16 protein-coding genes are annotated in these 15,820 nt (G+C 59.6%); 6 read left to right on the forward strand and 10 right to left on the reverse strand.

The window, feature by feature from the left end:
• Nucleotides 1-24: 24 nt before the first annotated feature.
• Nucleotides 25-1,032, forward strand: a complete 1,008-nt coding sequence (locus WLQ66_RS17865) for an Ldh family oxidoreductase (protein ID WP_340547688.1) — start codon at nucleotides 25-27, stop codon at nucleotides 1,030-1,032.
• Nucleotides 1,033-1,103: 71 nt separating this feature from the next.
• On the opposite strand, the gene WLQ66_RS17870 is transcribed toward WLQ66_RS17865, so the two are convergent.
• The 5 genes from WLQ66_RS17870 to WLQ66_RS17890 form a co-directional block, all read right to left on the reverse strand.
• A complete protein-coding gene (locus tag WLQ66_RS17870; protein WP_340547689.1) occupies nucleotides 1,104-3,524 on the reverse strand; it encodes a GcvT family protein in 2,421 nt (806 codons plus the stop codon).
• A gap of 143 nt (nucleotides 3,525-3,667) precedes the next feature.
• Nucleotides 3,668-3,907 carry a hypothetical protein gene (locus tag WLQ66_RS17875; protein WP_340547690.1) on the reverse strand — a complete coding sequence of 80 codons (240 nt, stop codon included), beginning with the start codon at nucleotides 3,905-3,907 and terminating at the stop codon, nucleotides 3,668-3,670.
• A 15-nt stretch (nucleotides 3,908-3,922) separates the two neighbouring features.
• Entirely contained in the window at nucleotides 3,923-5,077 is a 1,155-nt protein-coding gene (locus WLQ66_RS17880; RefSeq protein ID WP_340547691.1) for an aromatic ring-hydroxylating oxygenase subunit alpha, read from the reverse strand.
• Between the two features lie 89 nt (nucleotides 5,078-5,166).
• Nucleotides 5,167-6,072, reverse strand: a complete 906-nt coding sequence (locus WLQ66_RS17885; RefSeq protein WP_340547692.1) for a LysR substrate-binding domain-containing protein — start codon at nucleotides 6,070-6,072, stop codon at nucleotides 5,167-5,169.
• A gap of 243 nt (nucleotides 6,073-6,315) precedes the next feature.
• Complete coding sequence (locus tag WLQ66_RS17890) at nucleotides 6,316-7,083, reverse strand: hypothetical protein (RefSeq protein ID WP_340547693.1); 768 nt, start codon at nucleotides 7,081-7,083, stop codon at nucleotides 6,316-6,318.
• Nucleotides 7,084-7,166: 83 nt separating this feature from the next.
• Between WLQ66_RS17890 and WLQ66_RS17895 the strand changes: the two genes are divergently transcribed.
• On the forward strand, nucleotides 7,167-7,724 hold the full coding sequence (locus tag WLQ66_RS17895) for a MarR family winged helix-turn-helix transcriptional regulator (RefSeq protein WP_340547694.1): 558 nt from the start codon (nucleotides 7,167-7,169) through the stop codon (nucleotides 7,722-7,724).
• Nucleotides 7,711-8,412 carry an MOSC domain-containing protein gene (locus tag WLQ66_RS17900; protein ID WP_340547695.1) on the forward strand — a complete coding sequence of 234 codons (702 nt, stop codon included), beginning with the start codon at nucleotides 7,711-7,713 and terminating at the stop codon, nucleotides 8,410-8,412. The genes WLQ66_RS17895 and WLQ66_RS17900 overlap by 14 nt, the downstream gene beginning before the upstream one ends.
• Before the next feature lie 77 nt (nucleotides 8,413-8,489).
• On the opposite strand, the gene WLQ66_RS17905 is transcribed toward WLQ66_RS17900, so the two are convergent.
• Nucleotides 8,490-9,977 (reverse strand): flavin-containing monooxygenase, encoded by a 1,488-nt coding sequence (locus WLQ66_RS17905; RefSeq protein WP_340547696.1) that lies wholly within the window; start codon nucleotides 9,975-9,977, stop codon nucleotides 8,490-8,492.
• Nucleotides 9,978-10,108: 131 nt separating this feature from the next.
• Nucleotides 10,109-10,549: a cupin domain-containing protein gene (locus tag WLQ66_RS17910; RefSeq protein ID WP_340547697.1), complete on the reverse strand. Its 441-nt coding sequence runs from the start codon at nucleotides 10,547-10,549 to the stop codon at nucleotides 10,109-10,111.
• Between the two features lie 155 nt (nucleotides 10,550-10,704).
• Between WLQ66_RS17910 and WLQ66_RS17915 the strand changes: the two genes are divergently transcribed.
• Nucleotides 10,705-11,712 (forward strand): AraC family transcriptional regulator, encoded by a 1,008-nt coding sequence (locus tag WLQ66_RS17915; RefSeq protein WP_340547698.1) that lies wholly within the window; start codon nucleotides 10,705-10,707, stop codon nucleotides 11,710-11,712.
• Between the two features lie 104 nt (nucleotides 11,713-11,816).
• On the forward strand, nucleotides 11,817-12,425 hold the full coding sequence (locus WLQ66_RS17920; protein ID WP_340547699.1) for a TetR/AcrR family transcriptional regulator: 609 nt from the start codon (nucleotides 11,817-11,819) through the stop codon (nucleotides 12,423-12,425).
• Between the two features lie 2 nt (nucleotides 12,426-12,427).
• Here the strand turns inward: WLQ66_RS17920 and WLQ66_RS17925 are convergent, their stop codons facing one another.
• The gene (locus WLQ66_RS17925; RefSeq protein WP_340547700.1) at nucleotides 12,428-13,186 is read right to left on the reverse strand and encodes a formylglycine-generating enzyme family protein; all 759 of its coding nucleotides are present in this window, start codon (nucleotides 13,184-13,186) and stop codon (nucleotides 12,428-12,430) included.
• Between the two features lie 38 nt (nucleotides 13,187-13,224).
• On the reverse strand, nucleotides 13,225-14,448 hold the full coding sequence (gene nirK / locus WLQ66_RS17930; protein ID WP_340547701.1) for a copper-containing nitrite reductase: 1,224 nt from the start codon (nucleotides 14,446-14,448) through the stop codon (nucleotides 13,225-13,227).
• 296 nt (nucleotides 14,449-14,744) lie between these two features.
• Between nirK and WLQ66_RS17935 the strand changes: the two genes are divergently transcribed.
• On the forward strand, nucleotides 14,745-15,434 hold the full coding sequence (locus WLQ66_RS17935) for a Crp/Fnr family transcriptional regulator (RefSeq protein ID WP_340547702.1): 690 nt from the start codon (nucleotides 14,745-14,747) through the stop codon (nucleotides 15,432-15,434).
• Nucleotides 15,435-15,489: 55 nt separating this feature from the next.
• Here WLQ66_RS17935 and WLQ66_RS17940 read toward each other — a convergent pair whose 3' ends face one another.
• On the reverse strand, nucleotides 15,490-15,714 hold the full coding sequence (locus tag WLQ66_RS17940; protein ID WP_340547744.1) for a DUF1858 domain-containing protein: 225 nt from the start codon (nucleotides 15,712-15,714) through the stop codon (nucleotides 15,490-15,492).
• Nucleotides 15,715-15,820: the final 106 nt, after the last annotated feature.

Genomic DNA, 15,820 nt, shown 5'->3' on the forward strand with positions numbered 1-15,820 from the left:
AGACTGAAAAACAGAAAGCCCGATATGACCGCAACCGAAACCCTGACCCTTGCCGAAATCGAAGACCTGGCCTTCCGCGTGTTGGTCAAGGCCGGCACCTCCGAAGCCAACGCCCGCCCCCTTGCTGTTGCAACCGCCATGACCGAAGCCGATGGCGTCGCCTCGCACGGGCTGGCCTATATCCCGATCTATGCCCAGCATGTCGAATGTGGAAAGGTGGATGGTCAGGCAAAGCCGGTTGTGGATCAGCCCCGCCCGGCGGTTGTCACCGTGGACGCAGCGACCGGTTTTGCCCATAGCGCCATTGATCTCGGCTTTGAAAAACTGATCCCGCTGGCCCGCGAGATGGGGGTTGCGGTTCTGGCGGTGAACAACTCCTACAACTGCGGTGTCCTCGGAGTTCACACGCAACGGCTGGCGCAGGCAGGATTGCTTGGCATCGGTTTCACCAATGCGCCCGCCTCGATCGCGCCCTCCGGCGGTGCGAAGCCGGTTGTCGGCACCAACCCCTTCTCGATCGCGGCCCCGGACGCAGACGGGAATGCCGCGCTGCTGATCGACCAGTCCGCCAGCACAATTGCCAAGAGCGAAGTTATGAAACACGCCCGGGAGGGCAAAGCGGTCCCCGAAGGCTGGGTGCTGGATGCTGACGGGCAACCAACCACCAATCCCGAGGCCGGGCTCAAGGGGTCAATGGTTCCTTCCGGCGGATACAAGGGCGTCGGCATCGCCTTGACTGTTGAACTGATGGCGGCTGCCATGACCGGCGCGACCCTCGGCTCCGTCGCCAGCCCCTTCTCTGGCACCGCGGGTGGGCCACCAAAAACCGGCCAGTTCTTCATTGCGATCGATCCGGCAGCAACCTCGGGCGGCGCATTCCACGACCGGCTGACCGACCTGATCGCATCAATCCATGATCAGGATGGCGCACGGCTGCCGGGCGATGGACGTCGTGGCTGCCGCACACGTGCCGCGTCTGAAGGCGTCGCCGTGAACGCCGCACTGCTGGAGAAGGTCCGCGACCTTCTCTGATCCGTCGCGAGGAACACAAGACACCACGATAAAGGAGGTCATATGGCCTCCTTTATTCGTTCTCCTGAACGCTAGCCCCGCAGAATGGCACCATCTGCGTCGAACGGCGGTCGCTCCAAAATGACCGCCCGGTGTGGACGCCCCAGGACCATGACCTCCACCGCATCACCGGGCATTGCCTCTCGAACAAAGCCAAGCGCCAGCGACATGCCCACGCTGTATCCATAGGCGCCCGAGGTTACGCGGCCGATCCCCTTACCATCCTTGAAAATAGGCTCTCCGCCGGTCGCATCAGCATTGGAAGCTGCCGTTCCGGCCTCATCCAGATGCAGCAGAACCATCCGTTCACGTGCCGGGTTCTCGAGGACCTTTTCTGCGGCAGCTTTGTTCAGGAAGTCTTTTTGCAACTTGCAAAGCCGGTCCAGCCCGACCTCCTGCGGCCAGTATTCCGGGCTATATTCCCGGCTCCAAGAGCCGTAACCTTTTTCGATCCGCAAGGACATCAACGCCCGACTCCCGACAGGACCTGCGCCGAACTCCTCACCAGCAGCCAGGAGCGCCGAGTAGAGACGCGGCTGATCTTCGCGCCTGCAATGCAGCTCCCATCCCAGATCGCCGGTGAAAGAAACCCGTAGTGCAAGCACCTGAATCCCGGCAAGATCAATCCAAGCCGAACGCATGAACGGAAACTCATCGGTCGAGAGGGAGGTATTTGTCAGGCGTTGCAGCATCTCACGTGATTTCGGCCCCGCGACATTGAAACCGCAGATCTCGTCTGTCAGCGACACGAACATAGTGCCTTCTGGCAGCGGCACCTCCTTGAAGAATCGCTTGTGATAGCGCTCGGCCATGCCGGATCCGATGATCCAGAACTCATCCTCAGAAACACGGGTCACCGTGAAATCCCCGGCAATCCCACCGCGTTTCGAAATCAGCGGCGTGAGGCAGGACCGTCCCACCGCATTTGGCATCGCATTGGCAAAGACCGCGTTCAGCCATTCTTCGGCCCCGGGCCCCGCACACCGGTATTTGGCAAAGTTGGATATGTCGATAATGCCCGCACGGGACCGCAACATTCTGCACTCATCGCCAACGGGTCCCCACCAGTTCTGACGGGTGAACCCATTGGTATCCTTGGCGCCGGGCGCTTCTGCAAACCAGAGGGGATGTTCCCAACCGGCGTTGAGGCCAAAGACCGCGCCCATTTCCGCCTGTTGCTCATATATCGGCCGCGTCCGTGCCGGGCGACCAGCGCTGCGTTCTTCATTGGGAAAATGGATGGCAAAGCGATGGGCATATTGATCCCGCACCCGCGCCTTGGTGAAATCTTTGGTCGCCCAACTGCCAAACCGCGCCATGTCCCAGGCGAACATATCATATTGGGTCTCACCCTCGATGATCCATTGCGCCGCCATCAGCCCCATACCGCCGGACTGCGAGAAACCCGGAATAATGCCATTGCAGCAGAAATATCCATCAATTTCGGGCACCGGCCCCATCAGGACATTGGCGTCCGGCGACCAGATCATCGGACCATTGATGACACGCTTGATGCCAGCGTCACCAACCGCAGGCAGGCGTTCGATGGCGTTCATCATGTTCTCTTCGATCCGCTCCAGATCATCTGGAAAGAGATCATGTGCAAAGTCGAGCGGCGTGCCCTCCTCGGCCCAGAACTTCATATCCTTTTCATAGGCGCCAACCAGCAGCCCCTGCCCTTCTTGCCGCAGATAATACTCACCGTCCCGGTCACTGACGGATGGCAGGCGGGTCCCATGCGCGGCCACGGCAGCCATGGTCTCGGTAACGAAATACTGATGCTCAGTTGGCTGCAACGGCAGCTCGATCCCCGCCAGCGCCGCGACCTCGCGGCCCCAGAGCCCTGCCGCATTCACCACCCAAGGCGTGCGGATATCTCCTTTGGTCGTCTTAACAATCCAGCTGCCATCGTCTTGCTGCTCGGTCGCCGTCACAGGGGTGAAACGATGGATTTCGGCGCCCCGCTGGCGCGCCCCGAGGGCATAGGCATTCGTCACGCCAGAGGGATCCACATTGCCACCATCGGGTTCATACATAACACAGCGGATGCCATCGTAATTGACCAGCGGGTTCAGGCGCCTGGCCTCCTCGATGCTGATCTCGTAAAAATTCATCCCATAGAGCTTGGCCTTTGCGGCCTGCAACCTCAGCTGGTGTTCACGTTCCACTGTCTGCGCCAAATAGAGGGACCCAGGCTGAAATACGCCACAGCTCTGTCCGGTCTCAGCTTCCAGTTCCTTGTAGAGAGACATCGTATAGTGCTGGATACGGCTGATATTGGTGCTGTCATGCAACCCGTGGATATTTGCCGCCGCGTGCCAAGTGGACCCGGACGTCAACTCGTTCCGCTCCAGCAGCACCACATCTGACCATCCCAGTTTGGTCAGGTGGTAGAGGATTGAACACCCAATAACCCCTCCACCGATGACAACTGCCTGTGCTTCTCTACGCATCTTTGCTCCCTTCAAGAGCCTATCTTAACGGAGCAGCGATCCAGACTGCCTCCGCTATCGGTTGAACCGCTTGGTGCCTGTTGCCGGTCGCACAGGTCACCATGCCAGCCGGTTTTTCAGCACAAATACCCGACTGTGACATGTCAGAAGCTGAGGCGCTGCACGCGCCCCCGTGCCGCAAGCCGCGCATTCAGCGGATCGGCTTCGGGCGCGCCGAGTTCCAGAGCAAAGACAAAGGCATGCGTGAGGAAAAAACAGGCCCTGTCTATATCGTCGGCCGCCTCTGCATAATCGGCGGCGAGTGAATAGAGCCGCACGAGAGCCGCGCCATCATCTGCGGCATGCGCCTGCAACAGGGCGCGATCAAGCTCATCGCGTTCCATGGCTCAGGAACTCGCTCATTTTGCACGACCTTTCTGAACCTCGGTCGCCACCCAGTGATGGAAGTTATGAGTTGGCCCATCCATCACCGGAGAGAAACGGCCGCCATCGAACAACACGCCATGACGCCCCTTCTGCATGCCCTCCACCACAAAGATATCTTCCTCGAAGACGGTCTTCCACAGCTGCGCATTAGAGGCACGCAAACCATCAAGTTCCGGCGTGTCCCGCTCGCTTCTGGCATAGTATAGCTCGATATGCTCGACCGTATGCCCGCAGTCCTTCGGCTCCAGAACAATCGCGAAACTATGGTCACGCTGCACCCCCAACAGAACGTTGGGATAGACCGCGACATATTCCGCACCCTCATCCCATTGATCACTCAGCCCGTCGAAATCCGGCAGTTTCGCACCGGCTTCGTCGGTCAGTTGGCGATAGACCAGCGTGCCCTGACCCGAGTATTTTCCCCGCTCTTCAATGTTGTAGTGGTCTTCCAACCGCGAATAGCTGTTAAGCCCGGGGTGAACCCACGGCAGATGATAGCTCTCGCAGTAGTTTTCGACCGCCAGCTTCCAGTTGGTTGCCACCTCCAGCTTCAGCGATGACCCTTCGCCACCGTGGTAAATCGGTGTCTCAAATTCGCGCCAGCGTTCCAGCAATGCGGCATGGGCTTCGGCGAACTCGGGCGCCTCTCCATCGACATTCACAAAAATCACGTCTCGCCAGATATGCGCCCGGACGCGGATCAGGCCAAGCTTGCCGATGTCGACATCGACATGGGTACTCTGCCCGGGACCACCGATATGTGGGGTCGCACGCAATGCCCCGTCGAGCCCGTAGCACCAGCTGTGATAGGGGCAACGTATGGCCCCGCGGATCTTCTGTGGCTTGTCCACCAGGATCATACCCCGGTGGCGGCAGGTGTTTTGAAACACGCCGATGTCACCGTTTCGGTCGCGCACCAGCAGCAGCGGCATACCAAGAAAGTCGACCGGTTTGGCATCGCCTGGTTCCGGAATATCCTTGCCAAACCCAATTCCTGACCAATTGGCAAAAAGAACCGCGCGCTTTTCCTCATCGAAGACGCGGGGGTCAACATAGTGTTCATTTGGCAGGCCGTTTGCCGTGTTTACCTCGGTCAGCACGGACGACAGGGGGGTATGCGTGTTCATCGAACTCTCCATGGCGTGAGCTTTTCCCTATTGGAGGATCGGATCAATTCCGCTCAATAGGGGAAAACCTCATTCATGAATGAGCCTGACTAAACCGAACTGCGGCTTGCCTCCGACAGGATCCAGGCTTTCAACTTGCGGGCATTCGGCGACAGTTCATCATCCGGCAGACCCACCAGATAGAACTCTTGCGGTGCCGGAACGCTCTGATTGCCGACAATGGCAAGCTTCTTGCTGTCGAGCATTGGCTGGATAAGCCGCTTCCAGCCAAGCGCTACGCCCGCCCCCTTACGGGCAATTTGCAACGCCACTGAATAGCTTGTCACGCGGGTGCCAACCGAAATGTCGCCCCGATGACCCAACTCGTGGAACCAGTCGGCCCAGGTGGTCCAGCTCTGACTGACGTTGTGCAGATGGATCAGCCGCTGCGCTGCCAGATCCTGTAGCGATGAGCCCGCCAGTCCTTCGGCGATATCCGGCCGGGCAACCGGGACAAGTTGATCCCGATAGATCGCCGTATGGGCCAGCGTAGCGTCGGGATCACGCCCATACCTGATAAAGAAATCGAACTCCCGCGTGTCGTGAAATGGTCGATCCTGAGTGATCTGGTGAATGTTCAAATCCGGATGATCACGCCAAAATCGGATGATCACCGGCGACAGCCAAAGGGCTGCGACCGCCGTCGTCGATCCGACGGTCACGGCATCTTCCTCGCCCATCTGACGGGTCTTAGACAATTGCCGCGAGATCTGCCGGAACGATGTGGCCAAAGTCTCAAACAGCGCCTGACCTTCGCGCGTCAGCTCGACACCGCGATGTTTCCGCTGGAACAACGCCACACCCAGCTCGCCTTCGAGAGCCTTGATCTGGTGGCTGACCGCTCCGGGTGTCACAGACAGTTCCTGCGCCGCATTTTTGAAGCTCAGGTGCCGGGCTGCGGTTTCAAAGGCCGCCAATGTGGTTAGCGGCGGCAGGTCGTAGTGTCGTCTGGACATGATGCGCCGCCATTCTTGGGACCAGGGATTAAGTCAGTTCACCTGAATATGAGTGGTTTTCGAATTGAATGGCAAATCCAAATGCGTTGGTGAGAGATCGTATTCATCACCTCCGGCCCCTGCCGATCCAACATCGGCCGGGGCAACCGTTCCGAAATCTATTGAAACGCCTCAAATCACGATCCCCGCACCGATAGTTCATAGGCATGAGGTAGCGCGGCACATGTGCCGCGCCATTTGCGTTCAGTTGATTTTTCCCGGCAGGCTCAGGTCGCCCGACGCAATATCGAAAACATCCACCACGCAGAGCAACGGCGCATGCACATTTGCATTGACGCGCAGGGCCGACGTAACACCATCATACGCCACATCAACCAGAGTCACATCGCTGCGAAATCCGACCGTCACAGTCACTTCCGGCCCGTTGAACAGGGGCGTAAATCCCGGGCTATCCAGATAGATCGGAAGCCCCGGCCAGGTGGCCGGCAGCTGCGGGGTGGCGCCTTCTGGAATGTCACGCACCGCCAACGCGCCCGGCCCGCAGGCTTCGGTCGGGGTCAGAACCACCCAATGACTGTGCCACAGGAGACCGTCGTTGCCGGTATCGCCGTCGTTGTTTTCATCCACCAATGGCGTGTCGTCAAAGTCCGGGTGACTGGTTGCAGCCAGCGCGAGTATTCCGCTGCCTGCCTCAAACCCGACGGCAGCCGGGTCAAGCGAGATCGGCCAAACATAGGAGAAAACCTCAGCCCCGCCGACCGAACCGACTGCTTCGGGCGTATCCGCGCCAGCGCTGCCATTTGTCGTCATGTGGAAGGTGACAGTGTTCCCTTTGCGGTGCGCATGAGCCGCAAGAATATCAAAGGATGCCGTCTTCCCCGCATCGGATGCCGAGATAATAGCGCCCTGCTGATGCACCGCATGATCGCCATCGGCGAACGCGCCGGTCGCGCCGATCGCGCCCGCCGCACCGAGGCCCAGGATCGCAGCCGTCACTAGAAATCGTGTCATTTTCGTCTCCATCTTAGTTAGTAGCGACTCGCTACCAAATAAGAGTTATTGCAGTTTTGATTTCGAGTCGATACCAATTATTCATGACATCACACCACCGCATCCGCGCGCTCATCAATCGTCTGGCCCGTCTCGACGCCGCCGGGGGATGGTCTGACAGCCTGAATCCGGCCCAAACAGCGGCGCTGGACTACCTCGCGCGCGCCAATCGCTACTCACGGGCGCCCTCGCATGTGGCCGATTATCTGGGCACCACACGCGGCACCATGTCGCAAACGCTCAAGACACTCGCCCGAAAAGGGTTCGTGCGCGAAGAGCCAAAAACTGGCGATCAGCGTTCGATTTCTTACGGCGTGACAGCTGAGGGGCAGGCACTAGCCGAAGCGCCTTCGGTCATCGGCGGCGCATTGACCGCAATGCAGGACGCGGAAACCGCCGCGTTGGAAGAGGCGCTCAGCGCGACCCTGCGTGCGGCTTTGGAAGCCCGTGGCGGGCGCCCCTTTGGCCTGTGCAGGACCTGCGCCTATCACGACGCAGGCCCTGCCGATGGGTATTGCACCCTGTTGCAGCTACCGCTGCAGCCCGGCGATCGAGATTTAATATGTGTTGAACATAAGGCGCTTTCAGATGACACGACCTGACCTATCCGCCCCGATCGCGGGCATTTTTCATGGCGCTGTCCACAGCCCATGGGCCGACAAACCGCCAACCGCCATTCACAAGTCCCCAGTCGCCGGATCTCAGATGATCGACATCAACGGCTTCACCGGCGACTCGCAGGCCGATCTGACGGTGCATGGTGGAGCGGACAAGGCAATCCACCACTACGCCAGCGAGCACTACCGCCTGTGGCAGGACGAGGCCGAGCTGCCTCCGACAGCGGTTCCGGCAGCTTTTGGCGAAAACATCGCCAGTTACGGGCTGACTGAGGACACCCTCTGCATCGGAGACATCCTGCGACTGGGAAGTGCTGTCGTTCAGATCAGCCAGGGCAGACAGCCCTGCTGGAAACTCGGTCTCTATACTCAGAACAAGCGGATGCCCTACCTGTTCCAGAAGACCGGACGCACCGGATGGTACTACCGCGTCCTTGAGCCGGGGGCGGTACAGACGCACGACGAGATCAGGCTTATCGAACGGCGCCATCCCGAATGGACCGTACACCGCGTGACCCATGCGAGGCTGACTCGCAAGATCACAGCCGGAGAGGCCGCCAGCCTGGCCGATCTCGCTGATCTCGCCGCAGGCTGGCGCGCCGCCTTTGCGCGAATGGCAGGCGGCGACACGGGCGAAGACACCAGCGCCCGACTGGGCGGCGTGCAGGCTTAGGCGCTGTGAAACCCGGCGTCCAGGACGCAGCCGTGAGCGCCGCCCTGGACGCCAGCCTATTTCCCGATCTGGCAGCGTTAGCCGGCCTGATACTGCGGGGCCGAGGCCAGAAACTGCCCATAAGCCGCCGCATCCGGGGGCGAGAATTGCTCGACCAAGGGATTCTTGCGCTTGCGCTGTTGTGCTCCCATGTCGGCCAAAAGCTCGTCGAAGTGTTTGAAATGAAACGGTGCTGAGCACAGACCGCCATAGACCTGCGCCGCAGGTCGCTCCCGGCGGCGCCAGTCCAGCATCATCTCGATATTCTGCTCCATCTCCGCCCGGCTGGGCTGGTGAGCCAGTTTGCCATCGACATAGCGAACCAGCCAATTGGCAATCATCTCGGCCGACAGGACCGTGCAAAAGCTGGAGTTGAAACCAACAAACCCCATATCGGGCAGATCCGGGTTCACCGACAGGCGATAAACGCGATACTGTCCATCGTCTTCGATCAGCTTGTCACGATACTCCTGCGCCAGATAGGGCACACCCAGCTTCCAGCCAACCGCCAGCACCGCCACATCACATGGCACCACCTCGCCGGTGCTCAGCCGCAAACCTTCCTCCTGATAGCTCTCAAACGTGCCGATAACGGGCTTGATACTGCCATCGTTCAACGCCTCAAACAGACCTGGAGTCACAATCGGGACCGAGCAGGACACCTCTTTTTCAATCGGCGTGGTGGGGACCATATTGTGCTTCTTCAGACCCAGTTGCAGCTTCAGCATGGTCTCCAAACCGCGAAAATTGGCCCAGACCAGAGGCTTCAACAGCGCGGCGATACCGCGTTGAAAAGGCGACTTACCCCATTGATTGAACTGCTGCTCCTGCGCCCGCATATATAGCAGCTTCTTGAAGTTGATGCCGCCGACATAATAGGGCACCCGCCAGACATTCTCCCGATAGACCAGCCGAACAGATCTCGCCCCACTCTTGGCCGCATTGACAGCAATATCGGTGGCCGATTTAGAGCCGCCCAGCACCACCACATGTTTGCCCGCAATCAGGCCGGGATCCGTATAATCAGATGAATGTATCACCTGTCCGCCACGGGCGATGAATGCGTCCTGACCGGGATGGGTGATGATGTTCTTTTCCGAAAACTGACCCGTACAGACCGCAACAAAATCGAAATCCTGTTGCCAGCTCTTCCCGGCGGCCTCCAGGGTCAGGGTCCAGCCGGGCTGCCCATCCTGACGCCGCTCCATCGCCGTAACGGAAGTGTTGAGCCGGAACAGTCGCGCCAGCCGGTGTTTCTGCGCGTAAGAATGCAGATAGGCATGAACCTGCGGACCTTTCGGCCATTCCGGGTAATCTGCGGGCATCGGATGATCGGTGTAGCAATATAGATCCTTCGGCGACTGTGTCTGCACATCCGGGTATGACCGCGACAGCTCCCAGACACCGCCGAAATCATGGCTGCGTTCATAACCGATCACCCTGTGGCCGCGTTCATCAAAGGCTTTGGCCGCAGCCAGACCACTGACACCGCCGCCAATAACCGCAACTGTTTTGCGTGTTGTCATGTCCTGTTCTCCCCTCTCGATCCAATCTGCGATGAACCGTTCTGTCCCTCACCTGCCTCCCCGCAGGCCGGTGTGTTTCCTGCCGGAACGGAGTTGGACGGTGGCACCGCCCCACCCGCGCTCCGGATTGCTCATGCGTCGGCCGGGGGTGGCAGAAAATCGACCTCATGCAGCGCAGAGAGACGCACCAGCTGCTCCGGGTCGGTCACACCGTCCAGCTCAATGAACAGGTCGAACAGTTTGCGCGCGGGCGCGACGCCGAAAATACAATGCGCCTCAGCACCGGAACGGTTGAATATCGCATGTGCTTCGCCCTTGGGCATACGCACTGTATCCCCCGGCCCCGCCTTATGCACATCGCCCGAAAATTCCACCTCAAGCTCCCCCGACAGGACACTGATCCATTCATCCTGGGTTGGATGGATATGCGGCGGTACAAAGGTGTCGGCCGGCAGAACCGCATCCCATATGAAGGCATCGGTGCTGAGCAACTTGGGCACATAGGTCTGCCCGACAACTGTCCAGGACATGCCGCGAATACCGTCTTTTGCCTTGGTGATCCCTTTTTCCATGACGTCTCCTCCCTGAAATTGATCTGAGACCGCCAGACTGCACCAGCGTTGCACATTCGATTATCCAGAAAACGAACCCAATTGATGGCTGGATGGTTGAGGCTTGAAATATCTCCGGGGCAATCTAAGCTGCAGTCCTCTGATCTGGAGGCAAGATGGCCATCCCAGCCAACCCGGACACAGTTGAGCATTTGAGCAATCATCCGCTGCTGCGCACCGGGGATCTGGACGAGGCACGCCACCGGGTGGGGCAGAAATTCTGCGATCACCGGCTGGATTTCGCCAAACGGCATCAGGATCTCGCGGTCCGCCATAATCACGCAGCCGGGCGCCACTGCTCGATCAATTACCTGCACTACGGCGCCGATGTGACTATTGACCCCGGTATGTTGGACTCGTTCTACCTGTTGCAGATCCCGCTTTGCGGCCAGGCCAGCGTCCGGCATCGCGGCGCCGAGATCCTGGCCGACGCAACCACAGCAACGGTGCTCAATCCCGATCGGGACGCTTTGATGCGATGGAGCGCCGATTGCCGCAAGCTGCTGCTTCAGATCGACCGGAATTACCTTGAAACGGTTGCGCGGCAGCTGATCGGAGCAGAACTGCCGGGGCCAATCCGTTTTGCCAGCCGCGTCGATCTGCTTGCTCCTGGCGGGCGGCGGCTGCGGCAGATGGTCTGTGCCTGCGTTCAGGCGGCAGAAGTCGGCATTTTGTTCCAAGGGCGTTTGCGTGGTTCGGATATCCGGGTGGAACAGGATCTGGCGCGAGAGCTATTGACGCGGCTGCCCAGCAATATCTCCCACATCATTGAACGGGCTGACCACGGTTCCGTGCCACCCGGCGTTCGCGCGGCGATGGGCTTCATCCACGTCAATCTCAGCAACCCAATACAGCTGACCGACATTGCGGAACATGCGGGCATGAATGTCCGCACCCTTCAAAAGGGCTTTCGCCGCGCTTTTGGGCAGAGCCCGATGCGGGTACTGCGCAACGCGCGACTGGATGCGGCCCACTATCACCTGATGGCGCAGCGCGACACACCCGACGTCACCACCGTTGCATTTTCCAACGGGTTTTCCCACCTGGGCCGTTTTGCGCGCGACTACAAGGGACGGTTCGGGCATTCGCCCAGCCAAACCGCGCGGCGGCAATACACCCCTTAGGGCCTCGACCTTGTCAGCCTGTTGCGCGGGGGCTACATCTCTCCGCAGACCGCAGACCGCAGACCCGCACAGCTGCGCGACAGAGCATTCACCTCAGGACACTGATGTCAGACGGCAAGCCCAAACTCACCCGGACCGAGACCACCGCCAAACGGCGGCAGCAGATCCTTGAGGCGGCAGTCAGATGTTTTCTCGAAACCGGCTATCACCAGACCGGTGTCCGCGATATCGCGACGCGCGCCGGCGTCAGCCTCGGTAATCTCTATAATCATTTCCCCGGCAAACATGATGTGCTGGTCGAAATCGCTGCGCTGGAACGACAGGAACTCTCGCCGTTTATCGACGCGCTCACCCAAGCGCGCCCGCCGCTTAAACTGCTCGACAGTTTTGTAAAATCCTATGCCAAATATCTCGCAGTGCCTGAAAACGTTATTCTGGGTCTGGAGATCACCAGCGAGGCCATCCGCAAACCCGATATCGCTCGGTTGTTTCTGGACAATCGAAACGCGCTGATTGCAGCCCTCGCCAAGGTAATCGAACGCGGCATGTCCACAGATGACATGCGCCGCGATCTCGATCCGGAAGGCACGGCGCAGATGATTGTCGATCTGATCGAAGGCAGCGCCTATCGCAGTGTCCTGGACAGGGTTCCGATCCGGCGTATGCGCGCAAACCTGCAAGGATTCATCACTGCGGCAGTTAGGGCAGAATAACCTCAGATGGGCGTATCACGGACAAGTCTCACGCCCAGATGCGCCGGGGGTGACCCTACTGCACAGCCCCCACGAGCGGGATCGCGGACAAGAAACGGAACTGCCGCCAGATGCTCGCCCGCAACGAAATACGCCGGGCAACGATCGAGGCTGGCCCCGGACTCGCCGGCATAGCAGTCCTGCGTCCATTCCCATACATTGCCATCCAGATCGACAACACCATCAGGCGAAGTTGCATAACTGCCCTGGGGGCGCAGCGTCCGGCTGCGCTGCTCACCAAGGAGATAGGCCGAAGCCCAGCTAAGATCGGGATCGCTAAAGATCGGTTCAGGCTCGGCTGGGAGTACCGGCTCCGCGAGATAGGCCCATTCCGCAACACTTGGCAGGCGATAGCCGCCATCACTGCGCGCATTGATCCACGCCAGATACTGGCTCACATCAACATGGCTCACTCCCGTTGCAGGCATTGTCTTTGCATCCTTATTGGCGCGAGTGCGCAGCTTTAGGCTGCACATCCCATCTGCGTGACAGCGGTTCCACTCGGCGACGGTGACTTCATGTCTCATGACATAAAGTCCGCGCCCAGCATCTGGCTCCATGGCGGCCAGAACCAGCTCTGGATGGACACTCTCCCCCGCCGACCCGATGGGCCCGCGAGGGAGATATTGTCCAAGCGCCCAGATCAGCGCTGCCGCCACAGCCAGGCCAAGACCCAGCAGGGCTATCCGGTTCCCGATATCGTGCGAAATGGCGGCAGTCATGTGGGCTTTCCTTCTGCAAGCGCTGGTGGCGCAGCCGTTCAGGTTTCAAAGCTACGGGGAGCAACCACCTGTTCCATCAGCGCATTGTTCCAGGCCCCATCGACCACAAAATGCGCTGTGGCGCCCAGTAGAACCGCCTCGATCAGATTGTGGTTCACATAGGCATAAACGCCGGGTTGTTCGAAGGTATACATCGCCGCCATGGCACTTCCGCCGCGCACGAACCAGCTCTCGATGCCAGTCAGCGGCGCATCTGTGAACGACCCTGTTTCCCACACATAGTTACCATGCCCACCAATCAGGTGCGGACGCGAGTCGCGATTGGCCTGATTGTGGATCATCAGAACGGTCTCACCGACTTTGGCCCGCAGGGCGTTTTCACCCGTCAGCGCGCCAACCGCACCATTGAACACGGAATGGGTCGGCACCAGAGTGCGCATCGCTTCGATACTGTCGGCGTAGTCGTCACCGGCCAAATCGTAGGTCCGGTAATCGCCGTTTTCATCCATCGGCAGATAGTAATCCTGCTCGCCGATATAGGCGATACTGTCATAGCGCAGCGGGTTACCCTCACCGTCTTTCAGACCATCGCGCGGCAGCACCATAATGGCACCATTCATACCATGCGTGACATGATAGGGGATCATCGCGCCGCCCGGCGCACAGTGATAGGTGAAGCAGCCGGCCTTGGTTGCCTTCCAGCGCAAGACGGTTTCTTCGCCGGGGAAGACATGGGTCAGACCGCCTCCGCCCAACGCCCCTGTCGAGGCATGGAAGTCGATATTGTGCTCCATCTGGCTATCGGTCGGATTGCGCAAAGTGAGTTCGACGTAGTCGCCTTCATGCACGATAATCAGCGGACCGGGGACCGACCCGTTGTAGGTCAACGCCCAGATTTCGGCGCCGGTATCCTCATCCACAACCATCAGTCGTTCTTCTGTGATCAACTCGATCTCGACGATTTTCGGACCACCGGTTGCGACCTGCTCGTGCTTGGGGGCAAAGGGAGGTGCAACCAGTTCCTGTTTGACGCGGGTATAGCCGGAGAGATCAACCGGCGCCGCCTCGGCCTGAGCCTGTGCTTCGGCCTGAATGAACCGTGGCGCCGCGCCGCGCAGTGGCGGAACAGCGGCCCGACGAGCTGCACCATTCGCCGCGGATGCCAGTCCGCCGGTCAGGGCCGCAGCACTCGCCAGAACTGTCCCACGCAAAACGTTGCGACGGCTTGTGGGTGCAAGTCCGGGATTGAAGCGTTTGGTCATTGTCACTCTCCTTATCATTCGATCAGCCCAAAATCGGCGGGCGTTGTGAGTGGAATAGGGGTCTCCGGCCGCTCAGGGGCGGAGGCGTCCTTTCCTGCGCCGATGCAGCCGGAAGACAGCGCATCCCGCAGGTCTTGGTGTCGCGATTAATCTAGCTCGTCACACCCGACAGAACTTTGCGGCAGCGCAAAGACGGCGCGGCTTTTTGGCTGCGAGAGCGGCAACAGACTAAAGACATGGGTGACCATCACCGCGATATCGCGATAGGATGAACCAGTTCCTTGTTCGGAGATGCCGTGCGCCACCTACATGAAAGCCTGCTTCGACCGCTGCCGCCCTTCTCGCAGCTGGAGGATATCCAGATCCGCAGAATTCTTGATCAGGCAAGCAGCCGCGGCCTCGGACCCGGAGAGACCATCTTTGAAGAAGGGGCGCCTGCTGATCGCTTCTACCTGCTTCTGGACGGCACCATCCGCGTCGTCAGGATCACCAGCGACGGCGATCAGGTCACCTCTCTCCACATCCCATCCGGGCAGCTCTTCGGTATCGCCAAGGCATTGGGACAGGACCGCTACCCTGCAACGGCTTTGACCGCCAGTGAGGCGCTGATCCTGTCATGGCCGACCTCGCTGTGGAACAGCTTCACCGCTGACTACCCGGGCTTTGCAACTGAGACATATAAAACTGTCGGCGCCCGGGTGGGTGAGATGAACACCCGCATCATGGAAATGTCGACCCAGCATGTCGAACAGCGCATCGCCCGTGCGCTGCTGCGGCTGATCAATCAATCCGGTGTCAAGGTGGCCGAGGGCATCGAGATCGGATTTCCGATCACCCGCCAGGATGTATCTGAACTGACCGGCACCACGCTGCACACGGTCAGCCGCCTGCTGAGTGCCTGGGAAAAAGACGGCATGGTCAGCAGTAAACGCAAGAAGATCACAATCTGTGATCCGCATCGACTGATGCTGCTCAGCGATCCCTGATCGCGCGGCGGGTCGGCTTGCCTGCCTAGCGTCATCGCTGGCCGCAGGAACCGACTTAACCCCGGTCGCCGCGAGCCAAGCGAACTGCCTCAGCCAGTTCGAGGCGAAACATATCCTCGTTAAGGTGATATTCGGCGCAGGCCTCTGCAACCGAATGAAATGGGCTGACCATGCAGCCGACGCACAACATGCCATGATCCATGAAAACCCGCAGTGTTTCCGGCCAGGTGGTCAGCAGCACGTCAAGCGGCAGGTCAGGGTCATCCAGTTTTGGTGGCAATTTCACAAGCCTGTCCTCTCTTCGATATCACGCTAACAGCCGCAATCGCGCCGAACCTTGCGCTTGCGCAACCTTTGCCGCTGCGCCGCGCGCTATCACCGGATGA

Origin of the sequence: Phaeobacter sp. A36a-5a (genome assembly GCF_037911135.1) — a bacterium.
GTDB classification, from domain to species: Bacteria; Pseudomonadota; Alphaproteobacteria; order Rhodobacterales; family Rhodobacteraceae; genus Phaeobacter; species Phaeobacter bryozoorum.